General features: G+C 47.0%; 23 protein-coding genes and 2 pseudogenes. 19 read left to right on the top strand and 6 right to left on the bottom strand.

Annotated elements, in window-relative coordinates; translation table 11 throughout:
* Positions 1-96 precede the first annotated feature (96 nt).
* A complete protein-coding gene (gene mdtK / locus IB196_RS11970) occupies positions 97-1470 on the top strand; it encodes a multidrug efflux MATE transporter MdtK (protein WP_005127195.1) in 1374 nt (457 codons plus the stop codon).
* 19 nt (positions 1471-1489) lie between these two features.
* Here mdtK and IB196_RS11975 read toward each other — a convergent pair whose 3' ends face one another.
* Complete coding sequence (locus tag IB196_RS11975; RefSeq protein WP_005127196.1) at positions 1490-2188, bottom strand: RluA family pseudouridine synthase; 699 nt, start codon at positions 2186-2188, stop codon at positions 1490-1492.
* Positions 2189-2874: 686 nt separating this feature from the next.
* Between IB196_RS11975 and IB196_RS11980 the strand changes: the two genes are divergently transcribed.
* The 10 genes from IB196_RS11980 to IB196_RS12025 all read left to right on the top strand — a co-directional run bounded on the left by IB196_RS11980 (position 2875) and on the right by IB196_RS12025 (position 13984).
* Complete coding sequence (locus tag IB196_RS11980; protein WP_188232205.1) at positions 2875-3984, top strand: AI-2E family transporter; 1110 nt, start codon at positions 2875-2877, stop codon at positions 3982-3984.
* A 116-nt stretch (positions 3985-4100) separates the two neighbouring features.
* A complete protein-coding gene (locus tag IB196_RS11985; protein ID WP_188232204.1) occupies positions 4101-5885 on the top strand; it encodes a diguanylate cyclase in 1785 nt (594 codons plus the stop codon).
* Between the two features lie 253 nt (positions 5886-6138).
* Positions 6139-7143, top strand: coding sequence for a tryptophan--tRNA ligase (gene trpS / locus IB196_RS11990; RefSeq protein ID WP_005127200.1), 1005 nt, complete (start codon positions 6139-6141; stop codon positions 7141-7143).
* A gap of 328 nt (positions 7144-7471) precedes the next feature.
* On the top strand, positions 7472-8209 hold the full coding sequence (locus IB196_RS11995) for an SDR family oxidoreductase (protein WP_040233821.1): 738 nt from the start codon (positions 7472-7474) through the stop codon (positions 8207-8209).
* A 118-nt stretch (positions 8210-8327) separates the two neighbouring features.
* Positions 8328-8810: a glutathione peroxidase gene (locus tag IB196_RS12000; RefSeq protein WP_005127202.1), complete on the top strand. Its 483-nt coding sequence runs from the start codon at positions 8328-8330 to the stop codon at positions 8808-8810.
* A gap of 138 nt (positions 8811-8948) precedes the next feature.
* The gene (locus tag IB196_RS12005; RefSeq protein WP_005127203.1) at positions 8949-9932 is read left to right on the top strand and encodes an alpha/beta fold hydrolase; all 984 of its coding nucleotides are present in this window, start codon (positions 8949-8951) and stop codon (positions 9930-9932) included.
* Between the two features lie 269 nt (positions 9933-10201).
* Positions 10202-10426 carry a hypothetical protein gene (locus IB196_RS12010; protein WP_040233900.1) on the top strand — a complete coding sequence of 75 codons (225 nt, stop codon included), beginning with the start codon at positions 10202-10204 and terminating at the stop codon, positions 10424-10426.
* A gap of 554 nt (positions 10427-10980) precedes the next feature.
* Positions 10981-11883, top strand: coding sequence for a GGDEF domain-containing protein (locus tag IB196_RS12015; RefSeq protein ID WP_223236966.1), 903 nt, complete (start codon positions 10981-10983; stop codon positions 11881-11883).
* 383 nt (positions 11884-12266) lie between these two features.
* A complete protein-coding gene (locus IB196_RS12020) occupies positions 12267-12761 on the top strand; it encodes a DUF523 domain-containing protein (RefSeq protein WP_040233817.1) in 495 nt (164 codons plus the stop codon).
* 296 nt (positions 12762-13057) lie between these two features.
* A complete protein-coding gene (locus IB196_RS12025; protein ID WP_149691575.1) occupies positions 13058-13984 on the top strand; it encodes an ATP-grasp fold amidoligase family protein in 927 nt (308 codons plus the stop codon).
* Here the strand turns inward: IB196_RS12025 and IB196_RS12030 are convergent.
* Together IB196_RS12030 and IB196_RS12035 are read right to left on the bottom strand one after the other, a co-directional pair.
* Entirely contained in the window at positions 13981-15051 is a 1071-nt protein-coding gene (locus IB196_RS12030; protein ID WP_005121228.1) for an ATP-binding protein, read from the bottom strand. The genes IB196_RS12025 and IB196_RS12030 overlap by 4 nt on opposite strands.
* The gene (locus tag IB196_RS12035; RefSeq protein WP_040233812.1) at positions 15048-15752 is read right to left on the bottom strand and encodes a response regulator; all 705 of its coding nucleotides are present in this window, start codon (positions 15750-15752) and stop codon (positions 15048-15050) included. The genes IB196_RS12030 and IB196_RS12035 overlap by 4 nt, the downstream gene beginning before the upstream one ends.
* A gap of 281 nt (positions 15753-16033) precedes the next feature.
* On the opposite strand from IB196_RS12035, the gene IB196_RS12040 reads away from it, so the two are divergent.
* The 4 genes from IB196_RS12040 (at position 16034) to IB196_RS12055 (ending at position 21305) form a co-directional block, all read left to right on the top strand.
* A complete protein-coding gene (locus tag IB196_RS12040) occupies positions 16034-16423 on the top strand; it encodes a transporter (protein WP_149691574.1) in 390 nt (129 codons plus the stop codon).
* A gap of 205 nt (positions 16424-16628) precedes the next feature.
* On the top strand, positions 16629-17540 hold the full coding sequence (locus tag IB196_RS12045) for an ABC transporter six-transmembrane domain-containing protein (RefSeq protein WP_188232203.1): 912 nt from the start codon (positions 16629-16631) through the stop codon (positions 17538-17540).
* A gap of 37 nt (positions 17541-17577) precedes the next feature.
* Positions 17578-20694 carry a multidrug efflux RND transporter permease subunit KexD gene (gene kexD, locus IB196_RS12050; RefSeq protein WP_188232202.1) on the top strand — a complete coding sequence of 1039 codons (3117 nt, stop codon included), beginning with the start codon at positions 17578-17580 and terminating at the stop codon, positions 20692-20694.
* 74 nt (positions 20695-20768) lie between these two features.
* Positions 20769-21305, top strand: a complete 537-nt coding sequence (locus IB196_RS12055; protein WP_188232201.1) for a GNAT family protein — start codon at positions 20769-20771, stop codon at positions 21303-21305.
* 230 nt (positions 21306-21535) lie between these two features.
* On the opposite strand, the gene IB196_RS12060 is transcribed toward IB196_RS12055, so the two are convergent.
* Both IB196_RS12060 and IB196_RS12065 read right to left on the bottom strand, forming a co-directional pair.
* Positions 21536-22006: a GNAT family N-acetyltransferase gene (locus IB196_RS12060; protein WP_188232200.1), complete on the bottom strand. Its 471-nt coding sequence runs from the start codon at positions 22004-22006 to the stop codon at positions 21536-21538.
* Between the two features lie 139 nt (positions 22007-22145).
* Positions 22146-22578, bottom strand: a pseudogene (locus IB196_RS12065) (NAD(P)H-dependent oxidoreductase).
* A gap of 86 nt (positions 22579-22664) precedes the next feature.
* On the opposite strand from IB196_RS12065, the gene IB196_RS12070 reads away from it, so the two are divergent.
* The 4 genes from IB196_RS12070 (at position 22665) to IB196_RS12085 (ending at position 25889) form a co-directional block, all read left to right on the top strand.
* Positions 22665-22985, top strand: a complete 321-nt coding sequence (locus IB196_RS12070; protein WP_149691571.1) for a transcriptional regulator — start codon at positions 22665-22667, stop codon at positions 22983-22985.
* 43 nt (positions 22986-23028) lie between these two features.
* Complete coding sequence (locus tag IB196_RS12075; protein ID WP_005121238.1) at positions 23029-24318, top strand: arsenic transporter; 1290 nt, start codon at positions 23029-23031, stop codon at positions 24316-24318.
* Positions 24319-24330: 12 nt separating this feature from the next.
* Positions 24331-24756: a glutaredoxin-dependent arsenate reductase gene (gene arsC, locus IB196_RS12080; RefSeq protein ID WP_188232199.1), complete on the top strand. Its 426-nt coding sequence runs from the start codon at positions 24331-24333 to the stop codon at positions 24754-24756.
* Between the two features lie 278 nt (positions 24757-25034).
* Complete coding sequence (locus IB196_RS12085) at positions 25035-25889, top strand: DMT family transporter (RefSeq protein WP_040233802.1); 855 nt, start codon at positions 25035-25037, stop codon at positions 25887-25889.
* Between the two features lie 565 nt (positions 25890-26454).
* Here IB196_RS12085 and IB196_RS12090 read toward each other — a convergent pair.
* Positions 26455-26550 (bottom strand): annotated as a pseudogene (locus IB196_RS12090) (hypothetical protein); the annotation flags it as partial.
* Positions 26551-26559 lie beyond the last annotated feature (9 nt).

The following is a 26559-nucleotide window of genomic DNA, read 5'->3' on the forward strand; positions in this document are numbered from 1 at the left end:
CTACAATAGACTGAAATTTCCCCTGCATTTTCTCCTTGCTGCCATATAAGGCGGCTTTTTTAGTCTCTCAAATAACAACAATATAGTGGTGTACACGTGCAAAAGTATGTAAGTGAAGCGCGTCAGTTATTAGCTCTGGCAATTCCGGTGATTCTTGCGCAAATCGCTCAAACCGCAATGGGATTCGTCGATACCGTGATGGCCGGCGGATATAGCGCGACGGACATGGCAGCCGTTGCGATTGGTACGTCCATCTGGCTACCCGCAATTCTGTTTGGTCACGGGCTGTTGCTGGCGCTGACGCCAGTAATTGCGCAACTTAACGGTTCCGGGCGCCGCGATCGCATTGCTCACCAAATACGTCAGGGTTTCTGGCTGGCGGGGATCGTATCCGTTCTGATTATGATTGTGCTTTGGAATGCGGGATACATTATCCGCTCTATGCATAACATTGATCCTGCACTGGCCGACAAAGCCGTTGGCTATCTGCGCGCGCTGCTATGGGGTGCGCCCGGATATTTGTTCTTCCAGGTTGCCCGTAACCAGTGCGAAGGCCTGGCCAAGACCAAACCGGCAATGGTAATGGGTTTTCTCGGCCTGCTGGTGAACATTCCGGTTAACTATGTTTTCATCTATGGCCATTTGGGCATGCCAGAACTGGGCGGTGTAGGCTGCGGTGTGGCAACGGCAGCGGTGTATTGGGTGATGTTTGCCGCCATGCTTTCTTACGTAAAACGCGCCCGATCAATGCGTGATATCCGTAATGAGCGTGGCTTCCAGAAACCTGACATCGCGGTGATGAAACGCCTGGTACAGCTGGGTTTGCCCATTGCGCTGGCATTATTTTTTGAAGTCACGCTGTTTGCCGTGGTGGCGCTGTTGGTCTCCCCGCTGGGGATTGTCGACGTGGCCGGACACCAGATCGCGCTGAACTTCAGCTCATTAATGTTTGTCTTGCCGATGTCTTTAGCGGCTGCCGTCACCATTCGTGTGGGATACCGCCTGGGTCAGGGATCAACGTTGGATGCTCAGACCGCTGCCAGAACTGGCTTAGGTGTCGGCGTATGTATGGCGATGATGACCGCCATTTTCACCGTCACATTGCGCGAGCACATCGCCCTGCTCTACAACAATAATCCTGAAGTTGTCACACTGGCTGCACAACTGATGTTACTGGCTGCCGTGTACCAGATTTCGGACTCAATTCAGGTTATTGGCAGCGGGATCCTGCGTGGTTATAAAGATACGCGTTCCATTTTCTTTATCACCTTCACAGCGTACTGGGTGCTGGGGTTGCCAAGTGGATATATTCTTGCGCTCACCGATCTGGTCGTCGACCGCATGGGGCCAGCGGGCTTCTGGATGGGCTTTATTATTGGCCTGACCTCTGCCGCGGTGCTGATGATGCTGCGGATGCGTTTTCTGCAACGCCAGCCGTCAGCCGTCATTCTGCAACGTGCAGCACGATAACACCGTAATAGCCGCCGAGTTAAAATGGGCTGGCATGGCAGACGTTGATTTGTTCTTTGCTGATGGGATGTACCAGCCGCAGTTCGCTGGCGTGTAACATCAGCCGTGACGTCTGCTCCGTGCCTGGCCACTCGCGTCCACCATAAAGATCACAGCCCCAGATCGGATGACCCAAATGCTGACAGTGAAGACGTAGCTGATGGGTTCGTCCGGTCTCCGGCATCAGTTGCACCCGCGTCAGGGGCAGTGACCTTCCGTCCTTCAGTAGCTGATTGAAGCGCTCAATCACCCGAAAACGGGAACGCGCAGGTTTACCGCTATTGGCACTAATCGACATCAACGGAAACAGTGCTGGATCTTTGACAATGGCAGCATCAATCACACCGTCATCCTGTTTCAGGTGTCCACATAACAATGCGCTGTACACCTTAGTCACCGAGCGCTGGCTGAACTGCTGACAGAGCGCAGCATTGATTGCTTTATTGCGTGCAACGACCATCAGACCCGAAGTACCAAAATCAAGCCGATGCGCCAGCGTACAGCCCGGGTATGTCTGTACCAGACGATAGTGCACCGAATCAAGATTTTGCGGATTTTTCCCCGACAGACTCAGCAACCCACTGGGTTTATTGATAAGCAGCAGATGTTCATCCTGGTAAAGGATTTCTATTTCGTCATGGCACGGCGGAGCAACAAAGGTATCGAGAATCGTAGACATCAGACAACCAGACTAAAAAGTGGGGGTGGATCATAACGAATTTTCAACTGGCTGGCGAATCAACTCGCTGCATGATGGACGATAATTAACCCAATACAGTGGTATTCGAAATTGTCTGCTTTCGATGAGATAATGTTGAACATATGATAAATGCCATGCTATTTTTTTGCAGAACCGCTATTAAATACCCGATATGAATTGTGAGACTCAGGTCAACGTGTACATTAATACACATATTTCCCATTTGTATATCTTGAACAAATAATTATCATTAACCATCCAGTTTTCTTCGGCCATCGTCATGTCTGCAATAAAACAGCTAGTATTGGGGCTTATATGCTTATTCGGCATTACTTCACCCTGCGCACTCTACACTGAAGGTTTTAATGGCTCGACTGTGTTATCTGTCATTATCATTAACATCAGCATGCCGTATTTTAAATATAAATAAGAAACTCATTACTTCAAAGATAGGGCATTCTGGCAAGCATTCCTATAGCGTTATGCAGCAGCCGTTTTTGTACTATACATACTGGCATTGGATCTTTCCAACACGGGGCAATTTTTTGCTCTGAGTTCACTGTTTGATCATCAAGGCGGCGTTAAGCCGGAATCAACATCCACAGTTGGTAATTCTGCTGAACAGTTCTATAGTCGAGACTGTTTCTCAGTTACAGGATTCACTAATGCGATTTAACGGACTGACCAAAGGTTTCTTCATTTTCATTCTTGCCCTCGTGACCTGGGCGTTTTTCGACGTGTTGTCCCCCTACTTCTCCGCAATCTTGTGGGCCGCAATTCTGACGACTATCTTTAATCCGGTAAAAAACAAACTGCGCAGTGCGCTTGGCGAACGTAACGGTCTGGCATCGTTAATCACTATAGGTATTATCTGTTTGATTGTCTTTATTCCTCTGATGGTGATCCTGTCGTCGTTGGCAATCGAACTGAATGTGGTTTACACCAAGTTGCAGCAAAACGATACGCAGTTTCCGGAAGTGGTCAGTTCTATTCTTTCGTATCTTCCTGACTGGGCCAGAGGGTTCCTCGCAGAACACAATCTGGATAATGTCGCGCAGATCCAGAAAAAACTCTCCGACATTGCGCTCCAGGGCGGAGAGTACCTCGCAGGCAGTGCTTTCCTGATTGGTAAAGGAACCTTCGGTTTCGCCATCAGCTTTGGCATCATGCTGTACCTGCTGTTTTTCCTGTTGAAGGATGGACCGTATCTGGTGCGTCAGATTCTGGACTCCTTACCGCTGTCTGATTTTGCCAAGCAGCACTTGTTTGCCAAATTCGTGGGTGTCACGCGGGCGACTGTCAAAGGCACGGCGGTTGTCGCTGTTGTACAGGGCACGCTGGGCGGCATTGCTTTCGCCATTGTCGACATCGACGGTAGCATCTTGTGGGGCGCGCTAATGGCATTCCTCTCGCTGGTGCCTGCGGTTGGCTCGGCGATAGTCTGGGTCCCTGCGGCTATTTTCCTCTTTGCCACCCACCAACTGTGGCAAGGACTGTTTATTGTCGGATTCTTCGTCATTATTGTCGGACTGGTGGACAATATTCTGCGTCCGCTACTGGTAGGAAAAGACACCAAAATGCCGGACTACCTGATATTGATTACCACCCTCGGCGGGATGGAGATTTACGGTATCAACGGCTTTGTGATTGGCCCACTGATCGCTGCACTGTTTTTGGCGAGCTGGAATCTGTTCTCCGGACGTGACCATGAGGGCAACGTAGAAGGTATCGATGAAGCCTTCATGGAAGAAGGAAAAAACCCTCCAGATTTATGATGGCATGACGATAACAAAGGGCGGCCGCGGGTCGCCTTTTGTTTTCACGCAAAATCATACGTTTCCTATAATTTCAATCATGCTTATTCATTAATCGTCGCAGAAGGAACGAAAAAGTGCGAATAGCCACAATCACCAACTGGGCTTACAGTGCGACGGTATGCCTGACCATTGCCTCCGGCGTTGTTATGCTGATGGCATCCGGAGCAGACAATACTGAACGTCAGGTGGTAGAGCAGCGATATAAATTTGATCAGCTAACCGAAGAGGTGGAGCTCGATGCCTGGTCACTGTCCGATTTAGCTCGCGAGTACGTGATCGCCAAAGATCCAGATGCACTGAATACCTATCGCCAGAAGGCGTCGTCGCTAAAAGCGGTTGAGCAGCGGTTAACAAAATTAAAGGACTTCGGCGCAACAGGTGAAGAGCTGGCGCTGCTGCATGAAGGATTACAAATTGTCGATGCGCTGCAGGAAGAGCAAGCAACCGCGCTCGCCAGTATGGCCCGCGGAGAAACGTCACAGGCAATCACCCTGCTCTACGGCAAAGCCTACGAACAGGAACTGGAACGGGCGCAGGTGCGGATAGATCATTTCCGGCAGTTGCTCGATAACCGTGTACGTAACAGCATTGACGATGCCACCAGGACCTCCCGCATACTGCGTACGCTCTCCGAAGTTATGGTCGGTTTAACCGCACTGCTGTTTTTGTTTGTCCTCGGCTTTATTTTGAAACGCCGCGTATTGCGTCCGGTTGTGCGTCTGAGCGACGTGGTTCATCGTCTCGCATCGCAGGATTATGCCGTAGAAACGCCTAACTTTAATCAGATTGATGAGATTGGCGATATGGCGCAAGCCATTCGTATTTTTCGTGAGAACGGCCTGGCGCGGCAGCGGCTGGAGAAAGAGCGGGATGCCGACTGGGCAATCCGTGAACTGTTGGCGCGTATGACCCAGCGTTTACAGGGCTGCGAAAACTTTGCCGATGTAATCAATGTTGCGCAGCTTTTTGCCCCGAACATTGCCCCTGGCGTTGCCGGACGGCTCTACATTCTTGATCGGGAAGCCTGGCACATGCGCTGTGCCGCCGAGTGGCTTTCGCCGCAAGGCAAAACTGACCCTTTCCATCCGGATGACTGCTGGGCAGTGCGCCGTGGGCAAAGTCATCCTCCCGTGCAAGGTGAGCCGGATATCGCCTGCTACCACCTGCCTGAGTCGTGTCAGGATCATACCCTGTGCGTACCGTTGATCGCCCAGGGGGAAGCCATCGGCCTGCTCTCATTCCAGAATCTCAGCGACAATTCTGCCCCTTCCCGTGCTTATCTGGAGCTGATGGCCGAGGCACTTGGACTGGCATTAGCTAACCAACGTCTGCGCGATGCACTACTGGAAAAAGCGCTTTATGATCCACTGACAGGTCTGCGCAATCGCCATCACCTTGAAGACACTCTGCGCACCCAGATGAGTCAGGCTGTCCACAACCAGGAACCGATCAGTTGCCTGATGATCGATATCGATCACTTCAAAAGCATCAACGACCGTTTTGGTCATGAGGCAGGTGATGGGGTGATAAAAAGTATCGCAGCAATTATTCAGCGCGTTGTTCACGACCACGGAATGGCCTTCCGCTACGGTGGTGAAGAGTTTCTGGTTCTGCTTGCCGGTATGGATGAAGAGGCGGCCAATCGCTTCGCGACGGACATTTACAACGGCGTACGCGAGTTGACGCTCAGCTTTGGCGTCTCTGATATCGGTCACGTTGATGTGTCTATTGGTGTTGCCAGCTACCCGCAGCACGCCCAGAGCGATAACCTGTTACGTGCCGCGGATGTCGCGCTGTATCGCGCAAAAGAGCTGGGGCGTTCCCGCATAGTGAGCTTTGGGATGCTGGAAGCGAGCTAACAAGCGGTGCGTAAACCCAGACGGGTACTTCTTGACCCCTCCGGGTGGGCAGAGCATTACTTTACCTCTACTCCTGGTAGTGATATGTTGAACTGATGAATATAAAACACGATTGCAACGGTTTTAACCACAAACGTTGGTGGCTGCCTTCTTAAAGGCGGTCAGAATGTGTTTATCCATTTTTAAATAACCGCCGAAAGGCGGTTATTTGCATTTTGAGACCCCTTTCGGTTTTATGCTTAAGGAGTCTTCTATGAACAACAAATCCATCATCCTAACCGGCGACCGCCCTACTGGGCCACTGCATCTTGGCCACTATGTAGGTTCCCTGCGCCAACGCGCGATACTGCAACACGATTATCAGCAGTTTGTTCTGGTAGCAGACCTGCAAGGTCTGACCGATAACGGCAGCAATCCACAAAAGATCCAAAATAACATACCCGAAGTGTTGGCCGATTATCTCGCTGCAGGTATTGATCCCTCACTCACCACCCTTTGTTTACAATCGGCACTACCTGCCCTTGCTGAACTCACCGCGCTGTATATGAATATCGTTACCGTGGCTCGCGTCGAGCGTAACCCAACGGTCAAAAATGAAATTGCGCAAAAAGGTTTCGCCCGTTCGCTGCCGGTCGGTTTCCTGGTTTACCCCATCAGCCAGGCAGCAGATATTACGGCATTCAAAGCCAGTCTGGTTCCCGTCGGCGACGATCAGTTGCCGATGATCGAACAGACTAATGAAATCGTGCACAAGATGAATAGCCTGTTACCGACCCCCGTTCTGCATCACTGTAAAGCTATGTTAAGCGAAACCAGTCGTCTTCCTGGTATTGACGGCAACGCCAAGATGTCGAAATCACTCGGTAATACGCTGCTCCTGTCAGCAAGTGAAGAGACTATCCATCGCGCCGTCAGCGCAATGTACACTGATCCTAACCACCTAAAAGTGTCCGATCCGGGGCAAATTGAGGGTAATGTCGTGTTCAGCTACCTGGATGCTTTTCACCCGGATAAAGCCAAAGTCGCAGAAATGAAAGCGCATTATCAGCAAGGAGGATTGGGTGATCGGGCATGCAAAAATGAGCTGGAAATGTGCCTGCAAGAACTCATCGCGCCCATGCGTGAGCGTCGGGCAACCTATATTCAGGATAAAGGTATGCTGATGGCGATGCTTAAAAAAGGCAGCGCGCAGGCCTACGACATCACGCAGCAAACACTAAGAGAAGTAAAACAAGGATTGGGATTGTCGGTATTTTAATCTGGATTGGTGTCCCTCCCGGCGGAGAATAATCACCGGGAGGGATGACTCTGTTTTGCGCCGCATTGTACCCGCATCACGTGGAACATGACGCTGTGATTAAGTGCTATCCAACTGATTGTAAATATCGGATCCAGCCATTTAGATACCCGACACCTGGCACCATTCGCGGGACAAGGTTGAAAGCAACGACCAGGATGAGCCCCCTTCACGCATGCAAACCGCTATTTTTATCCCGCCGTAAATGGCACTAACGGGAAGATGTGACCCCGTATCACCATGCTATATATCCAGCGACACAAACTCACCACGAAAGGGAAGCATCGTTATGTTGAAAGGTAAAAGAGCCGTTATCACCGGCGGCGGCGGAGGATTTGGTCAGGCGTTGTGCGTTTGGTTGGCTCGAGAAGGCGTCAACGTGGATTTTTCTGCCCGGCGGGTTGAGGATATTCACAAAACCTGCAGCATCATCGCCGCTGAAGGTGGTGTTGCCAAAGGGTATCTGTGTGATTTAACCCAGCCTGAATCTATTTCTCAGTTTGCTTCACAACTCTTAGATATAGACAGGTCCATCGACATTCTACTCCTCAATGCTGCTCAGTGGTTGTCAGGGACCTTAGACGAACAACCGGACTCAGAAATCTACAATACCGTCAGCTCAGGCCTGACAGGTTCAATTCTACTAACACAGGCATTGCTTCCAGGATTAAGGCGCTCAGACAGTGCTGACATCGTTTCGATTATATCTGTATGCGGCATTCCGAATTTTACGGATTCAATTGCCCATCCCGCTTTTTTTGCCAGTAAACACGGGATGAGTGGTTTTACAACTAAACTGTCGAAACAGTTATCCAAAGAAAATATCCGGGTAACCGGGTTATACCCACCGGATTTTGAATTGACCGGGTTAGATCCTCTTGTCGACACTCAATCCAGAATGGGAGAGCATCTAATGAATGGACGTTCTGTCTGGGAAACAATTCGTTTTGTGCTGACTCAACCGCGGAGTTGCCATATTAGTACCCTTTACTTTCAAGGACCCACTCGCGAAGATTTGGAGCATTAGGTACTGAATCTGACAGCACTAAACCGAGCGGACTCACCTCCGCTTCTCACTTGCCCCAGCAGCACCGTGCTGTATGGCTATGCCGATGTCTGACAGGTCCTGCTCTGAGGAGTTCGCTATGACCACCTTTTATCAACTAACAGCCACCAGCCTGGACGGCCAGCGTATCCCTATGGCTGACTATGCTGGAAAGCTGGTTCTGGTGGTAAATACCGCCAGCCATTGTGGCTTCACGCCACAATATGCAGGTCTGGAAGTACTATACAAAAAGTACGCAGCTCGCGGACTGGTAGTGCTTGGTTTCCCCTGCAACCAGTTCGGTAGGCAGGAACCCGGCGACGCCGACGAAATCGCGCAGACCTGCCACATCAACTACGGTGTAAGCTTCCCGATGTTTGAAAAAGTGGAGGTTAACGGCGCCGCTACGCATCCGGTATTCCGTTATCTAAAAAACGAGTTGCCCGGCATGCTGGGGGGGCGGATAAAATGGAATTTCACAAAATTCCTGATCGGACGCGATGGCAAGCCGCTAAAGCGTTTTGCGCCGTTCACTACCCCGGAGAAAATGGAAACTGTCATCCTGGCTGCACTTGAAATCTAGGTATTTTTGTCATTTGAATTGTCTGCCTGGTGCCAGAAGCGGATGTTGCTAATGCCACTGATGAATTAATCAATTGAGAGCAGGTCATGTTTATAATATAAATCGACAGGTACTCTGAGTTTTACCGGAAAATCATCGATGAACATTACAACCTCCATTGCACTTTTGAGCGCTTGTCCATTTGTGAGTTTGGCCGCAGCACCGGTGACTTTTTCCGAAACCACCCTGGATGCCACTGGCCCAAAGGGTCCTTTAAAAGGTACGTTGCTCACTCCAAGTTCAAAACCAACTGCCATTGTTCTTATCGTTCCAGGCTCCGGCCCGACTGATCGGGATGGAAACAACCCGCTTGGTGTGAATGCATCACCTTACCGACTTCTTGCTGAAGCCCTTGTTGCGAAAGGCTTTGCAACACTTCGTATCGATAAACGTGGAATGTTCGCTAGCGTAATGGCCGTGGAAGATGCCAATGCGGTGACGATTGCTGACTATGTTGACGACGTTCGTTCCTGGCTAAAAGTACTTAAACGTGAAATGCAAACTTCCTGTGTTTGGGTTTTAGGACACAGCGAAGGAGGCGTAGTCGCACTTGCCGCGGCTCAAGAACAGGATGTATGCGGTGTGGTTCTTATCGCAATGCCCGGGAGGCCGATGGGCGAGGTGTTAAGGGGACAACTTAAAGCTAATCCGGCAAACGCGTTGTTATTAAATGAAGCGCTGCCGATAATTGATGCTCTGGAGCATCGCCGGAGGGTGGATACAACGAATATTCATCCAGCACTACAAAATCTCTTTAATCCTTCGGTTCAGGGATTTTTGATCAATGCGTTTTCATATAATCCAAGTCATCTCATTTCGACCATTTCCAAACCCGTGTTAGTGCTACAAGGACAACGAGATCTCCAGGTGGAAGAAACGGATGCAAGAATGCTTAAGGCCGCGAATCCTCAAGCATCCCTGGTTCTACTACCCAATATGAACCATGTTATGAAAGAGGTTACTTCGGACGATCGCAAGGCGAATATCTCTTCATACGCTGAACCAGCGCTACCATTAGCTCCCGGTTTAGTCGATTCGATTGAACATTTCCTTATCCACAACTCACATTTTCCAGAGAAGTAACAACTGCTCTGGTCCTGGTGTCTGCCAAAAAACTTACTTTTATAGAGTTCAGAAGGCTTTAAGCATTCATCTCCTGTTCGCTCACAGCAACCTGTCAGATATTTCGCACTACCGACCGCGTATCAGCATTCGATGAAACTGCGATAGACAGAATCACCTCAACGTCCAGCAAGGGCTAAAATGAATAAGACCCCTAAATTAATTGGTTGCTACGTGGAGATCGTTCATCTATTCTGCTTGCATCAGTGAGCAGGTGGGAGTCACTCTTTGTGGATTATCTCATACTTCAGAAAACCGTCATTACCGTTATTCTTGTTTTGTGGGTAATGAATGAATTCAGGACAAAGAAAATAAAGCATTCTGACCCCGCCATTGAAGAAGCCGACGCTAGAGAACGTCATGAATGGCGATATCTTAGGTGGGGAGGACGGGCAATACACATGACTGCGGCAGTGTATATCTTTGTTCAGCTGATTCAGTTTTTACTGAGATAACCTGCCACAGCCTGATTCGACTGGACGGAATGACATGACAGCCCAGAATGATGCTGATTCGCGCCAAACATGATGGTTTGAATATTTCCTGAGCGCCAACAGCGGACTTTGGAGAGAATTTAGAATAATATCCTAACTAAAAGCGTTTAATGCTAAATTTTAGCCTTAGTAACTCAATAAAAACAGTGCAATATCTTTATATGAATACTATTGCCGTTATTAGGTCAAATGATTTTTATCTCTTTTAGAGGTAATGACATTCAATAGCCTATAGGTAGTGAATTTGTTCATGTGATGAAGACTTATACATTATTGGAAGGAATTGTTTACACTGCAACTTAGTCATCTAACAGCTATCGTTCAGTATTCGCTAGAATTTGATGATTTATATGTGGAATTTGTAGAAATTAGAAAAAATCTGCTAATCACGTCGCGCTTTTATACAACTAGTCTCTTCACTTACAGCAACTGAGCCTGCAACCTGAACAGCATAAACCATCACCATCATGAATGATTACGTGGTACTATCACCCCATGAACTAAATCAGGATTGCATGATGAGCTTTAAGATACACGACAAACTAATTCATGAGGTTGAATCCCCAAAAGGTCTTCTTTACCGGATGGTAGTCATTTATACCGGTTTTATGGTTACGCTAATTATTGCTCTCTCGTTGGCCATGGGTGACATATCAAAGCTAAACTTTTATTTCTTTATAAATACTTGTACTATAATAGTAACCGCATGGTTTATTAGGAAGTCGTTTAACATCCACTCTAGAGAGAGGCATTTACTAACTTTAAGAATTAGTTTGTTTTTGCTTTTGAATTCATCTCTGGCTTCTATGGCTGGAGGTCTTAATTTGATAGAGAGAGATATAGCATCTGTAATAGCAGCTCTTCTATACGCCCCAGCCATGCTTATGATTATTTATTCGTTTAATAAATTCATATCATACGCCAATCATAATTATAAATCTGCGGTTCACCTTTCATTAACAGATGAATTGACAGGATTACCAAATAGACGGCATCTGAACGTTAAACTCAGAGAGATAGAAAACAGGGCGGGAATGATATGCATTGCAGACATTGACCATTTTAAAAGTATCAATGATATATATGGTCATGGGGCCGGGGATAATGTATTGAGAAACATAGGATTGACGCTAAGCCATTATATAAACGATAAGGTTTTTATTTCCAGGTCTGGTGGCGAAGAATTTGCAATTGTAATTTTCGACGATACTAATGCTGAGGACTTCATTAGAAAGATAAAAACATCGGTTTCAGATGAGGACAAAGGCAGTATTAGTATCACTCTAAGCATTGGAGTGGCAATCAAACAGAAAAAGGACTCTTCTTCTGAAGTCATTACTGCGGCTGATGATGCACTTTATCGAGCCAAAAGAGCTGGAAGAGATTGCATCATATACGCTCAGCGCTCTCATAATTAACCCCAAAAAAATAATTGAAGAGTTGATCCTGCTTTATTAATTAAGTGATTCTAGTTTAGTTTCAAAGTAACTTAAACGATCAACAGCCAGCGGATTGGGGTATCAGGAAAGACTTACGTTCACTCTCTGAATGAACTGGATTACCGTCATACATACCTATCCCACATTGCTTGACGCTGCTTTTTTCATGCCTCGATGCTATTTATCGAAAAATATCATTCGGACATCTATTAATTGAAATTCATACTAATTTAACGATAATTAAATCATTGCGCAACCAACTATTGTAAAGTCCACTGCCCGCTGGTACTGCATTAGGCATGTCTATATAAAAAGCGAGGTGTTATAATCTAGGCATCCAGCCCCCATAATATACGATAACGATGATAAATAAAATACTGGTGAGTGCTTGTCTTGTGGGGTTCAAAGTGCGCTATGACGGAAGCGAGAAAGCGCAAATGACCAATCAGTTGCAGCGCTGGCATAAAGAGCAGCGTCTCGTGATCCACTGCCCTGAGCTGGCCGCCGGCTTGCCAATTCCACGCCCTCCTGCTGAGATTGTTTCTGCTGAGGGTAAGGACGCAGTGCAGGCTCAGGCCAGAATACTTGAAATTACTGGACAAGATGTAACTGAGCACTATCAGCTTGCCGCCTGGTTGGCGTTACGTACCGCTCAGGAGTCAGGTTGTACCGCTGCGCTGCTGACCGACGGAAGTCCAACATGCGGTAGCCAATTCATTTATGACGGTTCATTCAGCGGCCAGCGTAAGTCAGGAATGGGAATCGCCGCATCGCTACTCACCGAACATGGTATAGCCGTGTTTTCTGAAAAGAGGCTCGCCGAGCTGATTGCCTGGATTGAAGAGAAGGAACGCTGAGACCTTTTTTATTGAGATACGAACAGAAGTCAGATCCGCAAGACTCACCCGTCTCCGTTTAGGTATGAGAGGATAATATTATTGACTCGTCTATTATGGTAATAATTACGAACTTCCGCTCCTCGCTCATAGCAGATCTTGCGGCGCTTCAGGCGGCCCGCTTCGTGCCAGGAGCGGGCAATGTCCCTGATTAATTTCTGTTAATAAAGAAGCATATCGGTCCATATACTCTCCATAATTTGCTAAATATAAATCAATAATCCTCTGTCAGAATTACCGAACTGAATGGAGGAGTTATGAGTAAAATAAATTACCACATTAAACACATTGAGTATTTACTCAAAAAATGCAGAACAATTTTCACCAAAGATATTTCATTTCATGCGAAAAGACTTCATAAACTTTCGGGGCGCTATCCAGACCTACTTAATCCATTAACGCTTAATGAGAAGATTTGTCATCGTCTCATATTCGAACACAATCCATTTTTTACAACATTGGCTGATAAACTTGCTGTCAGGGAATATGTGAATAGAAGCACAAGTTTAGTTAAGCTTGTTCCATTGATTGGTGTTTATCGTCGCGTTGAAGATATCGACTTCGATAAACTACCTCCTAAATTTGTTTTGAAATGCAATCATGACAGCGGTAGCGCCGTTATCTGTACAGAAAAATCGGCGTTTGATTCCACTAAGGCTATAAAAAAATTAAAATTATCACTTAAAAAGAATATGTATTATACAACTAGAGAATGGCAGTATAAAAACATATATCCTGTTATTCTCTGCGAAATGTACCTGGATCTGTTTTCCAATCGAAACAGGAACGTTACTCCTGAAATGTTAAGGATACACTGCTTTCACGGTATACCATGTTTTATTGAGGCTGACTTTACTGACAGCAATGGGTGCGGATTCATTAATGTCTATGACAGAGCATGGAATTTACAACCCTTTCAGATGGAGTACCCAAATACTCCAACGCCAGTAGATGAACCCGAATCATTTCATAAATCCGTTATTGCTGCCCAGGAGCTAGCAAAAGAAATAGACTATTGCCGTGTCGATCTTATGCTTAAAGGAGAAGATATCTATTTCAGCGAAATAACATTAAGTCCCAATAGAGGCAAACTTAAAATCACCCCAGAAATTTGGGACGCTAAACTCGGCAGTATGTGGGATCTGTCTCTTGCTAAAAAAGGCTCATTTGAGCCTGTTTATTAATGTCCTGAAGTAGGCCATGACAGTTTGAAAAGCGAGCCATTTTCTTGAGTTACACTGTAGCTAACGTCTCCGCCGTGGGCGCGCATAATGGCTTTTACTACCGACAATCCTAAACCACAACCCTCGGGGTTAATATTTTTAGCATATTCTCCTCGCTGGAAAGGCTGGAATAAGGACTTCTGGAGTTCTTCAGGAATTCCAGGTCCTTTGTCCTGAATGAGGATAAAATTATCATTCCCCATAATACCATTCTTCACTAAAAGTGTTTGAGAGGTGGAATACTTTAAGGCATTGTCAAAAAGAACGGTGAGGCACTGAATAATGCGTAATGGATCGCAGATGCAACGCTGACAGCTAAGCTCAGTAACAATGTTGAAGCCATTCTTTTCGAAATCAGGCAAAAAAGTATCAAGTGCACTGGAGATCGTTGCCGCGAGATCGACTTCGCTGAGCATCAAGGAATATTCGGCCCCTCCTGAGGAGCTCACAACACGAAGATCCTCGATTAAGTTAGTCAGACCTTCAGTTTGTTTTAGGAGATTTCTAAAGAGCGGCGGTTCTGGTTCAAATACGCCATCAACCAGCCCCTGAAGCCTGCCCCGCAAAATAGTAACTGGTGTTCGGAGTTCATGCGCGATAGCAGCATTCCATAAATTCCGCTGAACATCCAGCGTCTGTAACTTCTCCGCCATTTCATTAAAATCATCAACGAGTTTATTCATTTCCCCCAACTGAGAACCGCTGCTAATCGCTCTTGCACTAAGGTTTCCTTGAGAGATTTGTTTAAGGCTGTATGCCACATCATTCAGGGGATTTAATATTCTTGCAGATAGTTTTACGGTAAAAAATAGTGAAACAAGCAGACTGGTCAATGAAGCGATCAAGATCCATATCCAGTCAAGAAAGGTCATATCATCTTCATCTCCAGCGTTTATCCCTCCCGGGAGGTAGTCAATCAAGAAACTATAAAATAAGTAGGAGCCCAGGACAGCAATTGCAATAATAACGAATGTTAACGACAGCATATATGTCAATATCTGGCGGCTCAGAATTGTTTCTTTGTTCATTTTTTGTCGCCCAAGCGGTAGCCTATTCCTCTGATACTTTCAGGAATACCTTTAAGTCCGGCATGTTCAAGCTTTTTCCGGAGTTTGCTCATATGACTGTCTACGGTGCGATCGAGCGAATCCCCCTCAGGCAAACACGCATCGAGTAACTCATCACGTGAACATACTTTCCTTGGATTTCTGGCCAAATAGGTTAGAAGCTTAAATTCAGTGGTAGTTAATACCGGCGAGGAAACCCCACCCTGGACCGCGATTTCAACGTAAAATTCATCAGGATAAATTGTAAGAAAAGGTGTTCTTAAGGGCCGCGAATGTGTAGGCTCTGCAACCGATCTTGTTCTGCGAAGTACGGCTTCAACTCTGGCGACAACCTCAGAGGGATTAAAGGGTTTTATCACATAGTCATCAGCCCCGAGCCGCAAGCCCATCAGTTTATCAACGTCTTGATCCAGTGCTGTAACCATAATGACCGGTACGTTGGTTTCCTTTCTTAACGTTGTCAGAACATTCCAGCCATCGTACACGGGCAGGTTGATGTCCAACAACAGGAGATCAGGCCTGTTTAGACGGGTAAGGTTGATTGCCTGCTCACCATCTTCGGCTCTTAAGGTTTTCATGCCAGCCTTATTTAAATAGCCTGTCAGTATGGCGGAGATGTCATCATCGTCTTCTGCTACGATAATCAGATTGTTGCTTTTCATATTTTCTTCCACAGTACTGATGACAATATGCATTTTACCCTAAAAGGCTCTTATATTGTCATGCATAATGATTTTTACTCAATTATAAACCTTAGCTTCAGATTAGTTCGGTTTGACAGATACTTTTTGAAAAAGTTCATCACAAAATTTTTATGAACTTAACCGGCCACTTCCTCCATATTCACTACACTTTCCATAAATAATTAATCAACATCGTTAAGCGATAATATACGACCAGGTTGAAAGTTACATGCAACATGTACTGTTGTGTAAGGAACGCTATGACGCTGACTAAATTTATTTTCCGACGTGAGAATTTGATGGCCTCATTTTTATTTTTAATGGTTACATGTGGGTTATTATCTCCCTGGCTTTATTTTGTGCGTGCAATCAATGAAAAAGTAGAATCAACTATACCTTCATCCTTACTGATTCGTGTTTTGATAATCATTTCTGCATTATCATTTATTATTCAGAAAAAACCAGGGGTTTTAAAAAACCTTATTGCAGTAACATTAGGTCTGATTTTGCTATTTATATTTACCATCACTGCATTACATCTTCTTTTAAATACTTTGCCAGACATTTATGATTTTATTTTTTATTATGAATGCTTTTTATTGGTTTTCTTTTGCGGACTACCTGTGTGTTTATGTATAAGAATGATTTGATCTTATGCCTTGTCAGCATAATGCACATCTTCAGGAGTGAGTACACATATCCTCCATAAAACATCCATTCACGATTGACATCATGACGTTACACTTAGCGCATGTCTTATATGACGGCTCTATTATGCCGTCTGGTGTTACTTAACTGAAATAATAAACCAACGGCAGAATATTTTTTCACTCCAATGCTTAAGACACATTTATCATGATTTATAAAGGCACCAACAAACCTACGGCTCCCGGGGTTGCTATCTCGCTTAAGAGACTCGCCTGGCGGCACAGAAAGAAATTGTGCATTACTTTCATGCTGGTTATTGCTGAAAACGTTGCATTCCTGCTCTACCCCGTTTTGGCGGGCATGGCGATAAATGCCATCCTGGCAGGTCAGATGTCACGTGCGGTCCTTTATGGTCTGATGGTTCTGTTCATGTGGTGCATGGGGGTCGCCAGACGTAGTGTAGATACGCGAACGTTTGCACGTATCTACGCCAGTCTTGCTGTGACTGTAGTATTAGCCCAGCGAAAATATTCACTTAATCACTCGACTATTGCTGCGAGAGTATCGCTATCACGAGAATTCGTGGATTTCTTCGAGCTGCACCTGTCTGTATTGATCACCTCGATCATATCCCTTTTCGGAGCAGCAATAATGCTGTTATGGATTGAATTCTGGACAGGAATAATTTGTTTGATCATCGTGGCAATACTGATGTGCTTCGTCTCCGACTATGCCCATAAAAACGAGACATTATATCGGCGTCTTAATAATCGCCTCGAAAAAGAGGTCGATTATGTTCATAAGGCATCATTTGGAGCTCTGAAAAGACACTATGACACGCTTGCCCGCCTGCGTGTGGTGCTATCCGACAGAGAGGCATGGGGATATTTATCCATAGGCATTCTGGTTTCTGCTCTCTTTTCCATGGCCATTATCAGGATGAGCCTGGAATCTGGAATTAATGCCGGACATATTTATTCCGTCATGACGTATATGTGGATGTTTTCAACCAGCCTGGATGACGCCCCACATCTCCTGGAAAAATTCTCCCAGCTCAGGGAGATCGGCAAGCGGGTCTCAACAGACGATGAGGCCTCTTTATCAGGTAATACATGTTGATTTTTGACCATTCGTACGTTGACTGGAAGTACATCTGATGCCGCATTTTTTTATTGATCGCCCCATTTTTGCATGGGTTATCGCGCTGTTTATTGTCCTGACAGGAATATTGTCTATTCCTCATTTACCGATTGCGCAATATCCTGCCGTTGCTCCACCGAGTATTATCATTTCAGTCAGTTACCCTGGCGCGAGTCCGGACGTAATGAACACGTCCGTCGTGTCTTTAATCGAGCGTGAAATTGCGAGTGTTGACAATTTACTCTATTTCGAATCCTCCAGCGACACGACGGGGATGGCGTCAATTACCGTAACCTTCAAACCTGGAACCGATATCAAACTCGCCCAGATGGATCTGCAAAACCAAATTAAGATTGTGGAATCTCGCTTGCCGCAGCCGGTAAGACAGAATGGGATCAATGTTGAGGCAGCTAATTCCGGATTTTTAATGATGGTGGGATTAAAATCTCAAAACGGAGAATATCAGGAAGCTGACTTAAGCGATTATTTTGCCAGGAATGTTACTGATGAACTTCGGCGTGTACCTGGTGTAGGTAAAGTCCAGCTTTTTGGCGGAGAAAAGGCGCTCCGCATATGGTTGGACCCGATGAAATTACACAGCTATGGGCTCTCTGTTACGGATGTATTAAGTGCCATCAGTCAACAAAACGTGATTGTTTCACCGGGCAGAACCGGAGATGAACCTGCGACTAGCAGGCAAAGTGTGACTTATCCTATAACGGTAAAAGGACAACTCTCTTCGGTTGAAGAATTTCGCAATATCACGATTAAATCACAGGTCTCCGCCGCCCGGCTGACGCTGGCAGACGTCGCCCGCGTGGAATCCGGGTTACAAAGTTACGCATTTGGAATCCGTGAAAATGGCGTCCCCGCAACGGCGGCAGCTATTCAGCTTTCTCCTGGTGCAAATGCGATTAGTACCGCGTCGGGTATCCGCGCGCGCTTAACAGAATTGTCCGGTGTACTTCCCGAGGGAATGGCATTCACCGTGCCTTTCGATACGGCTCCGTTCGTAAAGCTATCGATATTGAAGGTGGTTGAGACATTTGTTGAAGCTATGGTTCTGGTCTTTTTCGTTATGCTGCTTTTCCTTCACAAAATACGCTGCACGCTTATTCCAGCGATTGTGGCACCTGTGGCGCTACTCGGCACCTTTACCGTCATGCTATTAAGCGGTTATTCAATCAATATTTTAACCATGTTTGGAATGGTGCTGGCCATCGGGATTATTGTTGACGATGCAATTGTTGTGGTAGAGAACGTCGAACGACTGATGGAAGACCAAAAAATGTCTCCGCTGGAAGCGACACGAGAAGCGATGCGGGAAATTACGCCGGCCATCATTGGCATTACGCTAGTACTCACTGCGGTATTTATCCCTATGGCCTTTGCCAGCGGATCCGTGGGTATTATTTATCAACAATTCAGCATTTCGATGGCGATATCCATTTTACTGTCGGCATTCCTGGCGCTGACGTTAACCCCTGCGCTTTGTGCAACCCTGCTCAAGCCGCATGATAGACATCAGGGTAAAAGCAGCGCATTTTCAGCGTGGTTTAACGCTCACTTTTATCGTCTGACTTCGTTTTACACCACTGCTCTGGGCTGTTTTCTGAAGCGTACTGGCCGTGTGATAATGATCTACGCTGCATTATGTTTGACATTGTTTGCCGGTCTGTCTTCCTTACCTTCATCATTTTTACCCGATGAAGATCAGGGCTATTTTATGTCCTCAATCCAGCTTCCCTCTGATGCCACGATGCAGCGGACGCTTAAGGTCGTCGATACATTTGAAGAGGAAATCGCCCACCGGCAGGCGGTAGAAAGTAACATTATGATTCTGGGATTCGGTTTTTCTGGCTCAGGCCAGAACTCGGCCATGGCATTCACCACCCTCAAGGACTGGAGGCAACGCAAAGGAACCACGGCGCAAGAGGAAGCCGACTATATTCAGGCCCAAATGGCAAACGTGCCGGACGCCGTAACGATGAGCCTGCTGCCTCCGGCCATTTCTGATATGGGAACATCATCCGGGTTCACTTACTATTTGCAGGACAGAGGCGGGAAAGGCTATCAGGCACTCAAGCAGGCGGCCGATAAGCTTATTATGCAGGCAAATAATAATTCTCACCTTTCCGATGTCTATATTGATGGGCTTGGTGAGGGAACAAGCCTTGCCCTGCATATCGACAGGGAAAAAGCGGAGGCCATGGGTGTGTCGTTTGATGAGATAAATCAAACAATTTCCGTTGCAGCAGGTTCCAATTATGTTAATGACTATACCAATAATGGCCGGGTTCAACAGGTTATCGTCCAGGCGGATGCTCCCTACCGAATGCAACCAGAACAACTTTTGGCTTTGTCTGTCAAAAATCGTTTGGGACAGATGCTTCCGTTATCCACTTTTGTGACGCTTTCGTGGAATGTTGCACCACAGCAACTGATACGCTATCAGGGATATCCTGCCATACGCATAACCGGGAGTGCCGCACAGGGAAAATCGTCGGGTACTGCAATGGCGGCAATAGACAAGCTGGCTGAGCACTTACCTCCGGGGTTCGCCGGTGAGTGGGCGGGAAGTTCGTTACAGGAAAAGGAGTCCGCATCACAGCTTCCAGGTCTTATTGTGCTCTCGGTACTGGTGGTATTCATGGTGCTGGCTGCTCTGTACGAAAGCTGGTCCGTTCCCTTCGCGGTCATGCTCGTTGTTCCTTTGGGACTGCTCGGTGCCGTGCTGGCCGTATCCGTTGCGAATATGACGAATGACGTCTTTTTCAAAGTGGGCCTGATAACCCTGATTGGACTTTCCGCCAAGAATGCGATTCTGGTTATCGAGTTCGCAAGACAATTAATGAAAGAAGGAAAGAGCCTTATTGATGCAACATTGACGGCAGCAAAACAACGCTTACGGCCAATACTGATGACGTCTCTGGCTTTCACATTAGGCGTTGTTCCGCTGATGCTCGCCAGTGGAGCCAGCGACAGCACGCAGCATGCGATTGGTACTGGTGTATTCGGCGGGATGATTAGCGGAACGTTACTGGCAATTTTCTTCGTTCCGGTATTTTTCGTGGTGATTACCCGAATTACTGAAATGCGAAAAGGCCGCAAGGATAATAGCCGGAACGGCTAATAACAATTATACGCCCAGCCAGCTACAAGCTTACTTAACGCTTGACTGGCTGGTATTCAACAGTTAAGGACACTATGAACATCATTTTCACCCAAAGATTAATTATTCGGTCTTTTAAGGAAAAAGATGCAGCAGCACTTTTTGATTATCTCTCTACACCACGTGTACCCTGCTTTAATGAGGAAAAACTACATTCGATAGCCGAGGCGGAGGCAGAAGTGACTAAGCGGGCCGGTGAACCAGGACAGTTTGCCGTTTGTTTAAAAGAAACTGATGAGTTGATCGGCCATCTTTTTGCAGACAATAGCAACGAGCCAGACGGCAATACCTGGTCAGTGGGCTGGCATTTTAATCAACGTTATGAACGTCAGGGATATGCGAGCGAGTCAGTTGCTGCACTGTTTGATTATTTATTTAAAGTAAAAGATGCCAGGCGTTTGTATGCCTGGGTAGAAGTTTACAATCTGGCCTCTCAAAAACTCTGTGAACGTTTGCATATGCGACATGAAGGGTGTTTAAAAGAGTTTGTCTCCTTTGAGGACGAGGATGGTAAGGCAAAGTATGACGACACATGCATCTATGCGTTACTGCATAAAGAATGGACAAGTTAGAGACCTCTGAATCGATTGAAGTCTAAGGTTATCAGGACAGCAACAGCAGCCCTGTGCCATAAGCGGATGTTGCGAACATTACGACACATTCAGTCAAGATATCTAAAATCACATGGCAGGGTTATACGGGATGTTTACATGAGCAGTCTGGCAATATTCGCGGTGAAGTGTGATTGTCAGGGTCTGGTACGATACTCACATAATCAGTTCGACGGTCTTCAGTCAGTGTTCTATTGTTTCGCCAAATATTTCCGCATCAGTGCATTTTGTAGTATCACGCCACGACACACAGGGAAACCTCGTTCTACGACATGAAAGCCGTGTCGTAGAAAGAACGCTTCCGCAGCCTTACTGACATTTGAAGTAAGTTCACCCATACCACATTCTCTGGCTTCTTCATGAATGCGGTTCATCAGTAGCGTCCCTACTCCCTGTCTCGGATAGGCTCCCGAGACATAGAAATGGTCAATGTACCCATTGGGCTGAACATCCGCATATCCAGCTATTTCACTACCCACTTCAACAACAAAGGGACGTAGTGCCCTCATGCGATTGGTCCAGTGATCCGGGTCGATATCTGATGGGGCCCAGGCATCTATTTGTTCATGTGTGTAGTAGTGGGATGCGAGGGTATGTACAGAAGATAAAAATACGCTAAATAACGAATTTTCATCTCCATTTTTGAACCTTCTGATTTTCATAAAACCTCGTTATGAGCGTGGCTGATAGAACAATACCATTTTTGGAGTGAGACAGGGCTTCTGCACCTCGCTCAAAGCGTTCATCATGCACTCGCTTCATGTCAGGGGCGGACATTTCTGAGTTCAGCAACAAAGGTCGCTATATTCTTTCCTGATTGACGCGGGATGAAAGCTCCTGATGGCTCTCTTTTCGTTCACTGTAGCGATCGGCAAGATAACCGGTTTGCCCCTTGAGCAGCAGCGTGATTTTAAACAACTCCTCGGTGACATCGACGATACGATCATACCAGGACGAAGGTTTCATCCGCCCGTTTTCATCGAATTCCTGCCAGGCTTTGGCAATTGATGATTGATTGGGGATCCGGCAGGGGTAAACCTGAGGGGTTAAACAGCCTGACCTCCGCTCCCATCGCCGTCAGTAAGCGACCCACTTCTTCTGCTGCAAAACGGCTGTAAGAACGCTCTCTTACCGAGCCATACAGAATCAGAATGCGTGGCGGTTCCTGGATCTACAGGCGTTCAGAAATCTGCTTATCGAAGCAATCAGCGTTCAGTGCAGGAAAGTGTTCCATTATTTCTCCCCCAGAATACTCTGGTTATTTCAAAATAAATACATATGATTTACCATATGTATATTCTAAAGGGAACGGAGTGAATAATGCTACAGCCTGTTCAGCTTTTTAAAATCCTGTCGGATGAAACCCGCCTCGCCATTGTCATGCTTCTCCGGGAGTCTGGCGAACTGTGCGTATGTGATATATGCGCGGCTACCACTGAATCACAGCCCAAGATCTCTCGCCACATGGCCATTCTGCGTGAAGCAGAGCTGGTGCTTGACCGCCGGGAAGGCAAATGGATTCACTACCGCCTGTCCCCCCACATGCCAGCATGGGCGGCTGAGACGATCACGACGACCTGGCAGTGTCTGAGAGACGATGTAGGTAAATGGCTGTCAAAATCAGCCTGCACATCATGCTGAAAAATTTATCATATACATATAAACATATATAAAGGAACCTGAAATGATTTTGGCAGGGAGTATATTTATACTGACGCTGATCCTCGTCATCTGGCAGCCCAGAGGACTCAGCATTGGCTGGAGCGCAAGTATCGGAGCCGTACTGGCGCTGGGAACGGGGGTTATCCACATTCATGATATCCCTGTAGTCTGGAATATCGTCTGGAACGCAACAGCGGCATTCATTGCGGTGATCATCATCAGCCTGCTGCTCGATGAGTCTGGTTTCTTTGAATGGGCCGCGCTGCACGTTTCCCGATGGGGTAACGGGCGTGGTCGCCTGCTGTTTACCTGGATAGTGCTGCTTGGCGCTGCTGTTGCTGCACTGTTTGCTAATGACGGTGCAGCACTGATATTAACGCCGATTGTGATTGCGATGCTGCTCGCACTGGGGTTCAGCCAGGCGACGACCCTGGCCTTTGTCATGGCTGCAGGATTCATCGCTGATACCGCCAGCCTGCCGCTGATTGTTTCCAACCTGGTCAATATTGTCTCGGCGGATTTCTTTGGTCTGGGCTTTACACAGTACGCCTCCGTGATGGTTCCTGTGAACCTTGCAGCCATAGCGGCCACGCTGGTCATGCTTCACCTCTTTTTCCGCCGCGATATTCCAGCCAGATATGACGTTTCACTGCTAAAAATACCTGCCAGTGTGATTAAAGATCCTGCGACGTTCAGGGCGGGCTGGATTGTTTTGCTGTTTCTGCTGGTCGGTTTCTTTGTTCTGGAGCCGCTGGGGATCCCTGTTAGCGCGATAGCAGCCGTTGGGGCTACGGTGCTCTTCGTGGTAGCAAAGCGTGGCCATGCCATTAATACCGGGAAAGTACTGCGCGGGGCACCCTGGCAGATTGTGATTTTCTCGCTGGGTATGTATCTGGTCGTTTATGGCCTGCGTAATGCAGGACTCACTGAGTATCTTTCTGCCGTACTCAATATGCTGGCAGACAAAGGTTTATGGGTTGCCACGTTTGGTACCGGCTTCCTGACAGCCTTCCTGTCGTCTGTGATGAACAATATGCCGACGGTGCTAATTGGTGCATTGTCCATTGACGGAAGTGCCGCGACCGGCATCGTCAGAGAGGCGATGATTTATGCCAATGTGATTGGCTGCGATTTAGGTCCTAAAATCACCCCAATAGGCAGTCTGGCAACCCTGCTGTGGCTTCATGTGTTGGCACAGAAAAACATGACCATCACCTGGGGTTATTACTTCCGCACGGGAATAATCATGACTCTGCCCGTGCTTTTCGTCACTCTGGCCGCGCTGGCGTGGCGGCTCTCTGTCACTTTGTAATGAGATACTGATATGAGCAACATTACCATCTATCACAATCCGGCCTGTGGCACTTCGCGCAACACGCTGGAGATGATCCGTAACAGCAGTAGCGAACCAACCATTATTTATTATCTGGATACGCCCCCGACTCGTGATGAACTTAGCAAACTGATTTCAGATATGGGTATTTCAGTACGCGCATTGCTGCGTAAGAACGTTGAACCTTATGAGCAGTTGGGGCTTGGTGAAGACAGATTTTCTGATGAGCAGTTGATTGATTTTATGCTTCAGCATCCGATCCTGATTAATCGGCCGGTGGTCGTGACACCACTTGGCACACGTCTTTGTCGTCCTTCAGAAATTGTGCTGGATATTCTACCTGAAGGTCAGAAAAGCGCTTTTACCAAAGAGGATGGAGAAAAAGTAATCGACGATACCGGGAAACGAATTAAGTAACCTGACCCTTCAACACAAGTCGGGCACCCGTCTTCGCCGTGCAGGTGTCCACGTCACGCTCACGCAGGACAACCGTACTCAAATCTCCCATATTGCCGGGGATTCTTTAAAACTTACTTCATCACCAGTGTGATATTAAATACCTCCGCTATGAGGGATAGCGCCAGCCCCCTGCGCAACGTTATCGTGTTGGATTATAAGCGAAAGCAGCGGTAGCATGTCTGTCCTGATGTACTCACTCTGTACTCTGCAACAGATCGTCAACATTAAGGATGGGTATGAAAAAGCTGTTGCTGGTTCTCTTGGTGCTAACTGCATTTGCAGCCAATTCTATCCTCTGTCGTATCGCCTTAAAGAATGGATATTCGGATCCTGAGACATTCAGCGTTCTGAGATTACTCGGTGGTGCAGCAATGCTGTTTTTCTGGCATATAGCCCGGGGGAAACTGAAAGAAATACGCTGGAAAATCATCGATGCCCTGTTGCTGTGTGCCTATGTATTATTCTTCTCAATCGCGTATGTTCAGCTCAATACCGCAACAGGCGCATTACTGCTGTTTGGCGCAGTGCAGATCTGCATGATTGGCTGGGGATTAATAAAAGGTGAAACACTTAGCGGATACAAAGCCACCGGGATCGTTATTGCCATCGGGGGGATCATTATGCTGCTGCTCCCTGGCGCAACCGCTCCCCCTTTTATACCCGCCCTGACGATGGTTGCTTCAGGCCTGGCATGGGGAGCTTACTCTGTGCGTGGGAAAAATATCCTCTCTCCTGCCGGGACGACTGCAGGAAATTTCATTCTGAGCCTTCCGGTTATTTTCATCCTGAGTTTGGTACGGCAGGAGCCCGTGCATACTGACGCCAACGGCGTCATCCTTGCCCTGCTCTCCGGCGGGCTGGCTTCTGGTATGGCTTACGTACTTTGGTACCAACTTGTTGCCACTATGTCTTCCGCAACCGCCAGCACGCTGCAGTTGAGCGTGCCCTGTATTGCTGCGGTAGGTGGGGTGCTATTTCTTGGCGAATTGCCTGATTTGAGAATTCTGGTTTGCACACTGATCGTTCTGACTGGCATAGCCATTGTTATTTCATCCGATCGAACACAGAGTAAGAAATCAGCAAAAGGGTAACGTTGAGGAGTCGCAGCACTGTGCTTCGGTGTTTTGACTCACCGCCCACATGCACCCTGTCACGCCCTTTGCGCGAAAAACACGCTGCAAAATCAACAAAACATAGCCAACTTGCTTAATTACTCTGCAATTATACAGAAAAAAACAATCAGCCTAAAACTAAAATATATATAAATCAGTATGATAAGAAACTGCAGGGACAGTTAATACCAGGGTATAGCAGTTATTAGTGTGTCCCTTTTTATGTCCCCGCCCTAAAAATGCCCCCGAAATCACGCCCTCAAGTGTGGTAAAACCGCTCCATAACCACACAGGTCATTCAGCCCTCATATACATACTCCCGTAGCCCATTTCGAGCCATCGCACATTGTTCAGTCTTCGAGTTGTTGTATGCCTGCCTTTTGCACATCACATTCTCATCACCGATTTGATCATCCGTACTTATGACCTTCAACTAATCAAATCTCACGTGAAAAACAGTGCCGCCTCTTACGACTGCTTAGTGCCAAAAGCGGACGATTCAGAAGCTAGCTCTTAATAAAAGCTGACGCATTATCGAACCGGATAACCATGCGTAAAGGCTGTGGATGGCCATATCGAGATGTGTTTCAGCGCTGGAAACAGAATGACAGCAATCAACAACCTGTTTGACTGCTGCGATTTTAAACTC

Source organism: Citrobacter sp. C6_1 (genome assembly GCF_014596835.2).
GTDB classification, from domain to species: domain Bacteria; phylum Pseudomonadota; class Gammaproteobacteria; order Enterobacterales; family Enterobacteriaceae; genus Citrobacter; species Citrobacter pasteurii.

Excerpts from the sequence above, each read along its gene's own strand:
- IB196_RS11975 (WP_005127196.1), bottom strand. The coding sequence starts at position 2,188 with ATGTCTACGATTCTCGATACCTTTGTTGCTCCGCCGTGCCATGACGAA.
- IB196_RS11980 (WP_188232205.1), top strand. The coding sequence starts at position 2,875 with ATGCGATTTAACGGACTGACCAAAGGTTTCTTCATTTTCATTCTTGCC.
- trpS (WP_005127200.1), top strand. The coding sequence starts at position 6,139 with ATGAACAACAAATCCATCATCCTAACCGGCGACCGCCCTACTGGGCCA.
- IB196_RS11995 (WP_040233821.1), top strand. The coding sequence starts at position 7,472 with ATGTTGAAAGGTAAAAGAGCCGTTATCACCGGCGGCGGCGGAGGATTT.
- IB196_RS12000 (WP_005127202.1), top strand. The coding sequence starts at position 8,328 with ATGACCACCTTTTATCAACTAACAGCCACCAGCCTGGACGGCCAGCGT.
- IB196_RS12005 (WP_005127203.1), top strand. The coding sequence starts at position 8,949 with ATGAACATTACAACCTCCATTGCACTTTTGAGCGCTTGTCCATTTGTG.
- IB196_RS12015 (WP_223236966.1), top strand. The coding sequence starts at position 10,981 with ATGATGAGCTTTAAGATACACGACAAACTAATTCATGAGGTTGAATCC.
- IB196_RS12020 (WP_040233817.1), top strand. The coding sequence starts at position 12,267 with ATGATAAATAAAATACTGGTGAGTGCTTGTCTTGTGGGGTTCAAAGTG.
- IB196_RS12025 (WP_149691575.1), top strand. The coding sequence starts at position 13,058 with ATGAGTAAAATAAATTACCACATTAAACACATTGAGTATTTACTCAAA.
- IB196_RS12030 (WP_005121228.1), bottom strand. The coding sequence starts at position 15,051 with ATGAACAAAGAAACAATTCTGAGCCGCCAGATATTGACATATATGCTG.
- IB196_RS12035 (WP_040233812.1), bottom strand. The coding sequence starts at position 15,752 with ATGAAAAGCAACAATCTGATTATCGTAGCAGAAGACGATGATGACATC.
- IB196_RS12040 (WP_149691574.1), top strand. The coding sequence starts at position 16,034 with ATGACGCTGACTAAATTTATTTTCCGACGTGAGAATTTGATGGCCTCA.
- IB196_RS12045 (WP_188232203.1), top strand. The coding sequence starts at position 16,629 with ATGATTTATAAAGGCACCAACAAACCTACGGCTCCCGGGGTTGCTATC.
- kexD (WP_188232202.1), top strand. The coding sequence starts at position 17,578 with ATGCCGCATTTTTTTATTGATCGCCCCATTTTTGCATGGGTTATCGCG.
- IB196_RS12055 (WP_188232201.1), top strand. The coding sequence starts at position 20,769 with ATGAACATCATTTTCACCCAAAGATTAATTATTCGGTCTTTTAAGGAA.
- IB196_RS12060 (WP_188232200.1), bottom strand. The coding sequence starts at position 22,006 with ATGAAAATCAGAAGGTTCAAAAATGGAGATGAAAATTCGTTATTTAGC.
- IB196_RS12070 (WP_149691571.1), top strand. The coding sequence starts at position 22,665 with ATGCTACAGCCTGTTCAGCTTTTTAAAATCCTGTCGGATGAAACCCGC.
- IB196_RS12075 (WP_005121238.1), top strand. The coding sequence starts at position 23,029 with ATGATTTTGGCAGGGAGTATATTTATACTGACGCTGATCCTCGTCATC.
- arsC (WP_188232199.1), top strand. The coding sequence starts at position 24,331 with ATGAGCAACATTACCATCTATCACAATCCGGCCTGTGGCACTTCGCGC.
- IB196_RS12085 (WP_040233802.1), top strand. The coding sequence starts at position 25,035 with ATGAAAAAGCTGTTGCTGGTTCTCTTGGTGCTAACTGCATTTGCAGCC.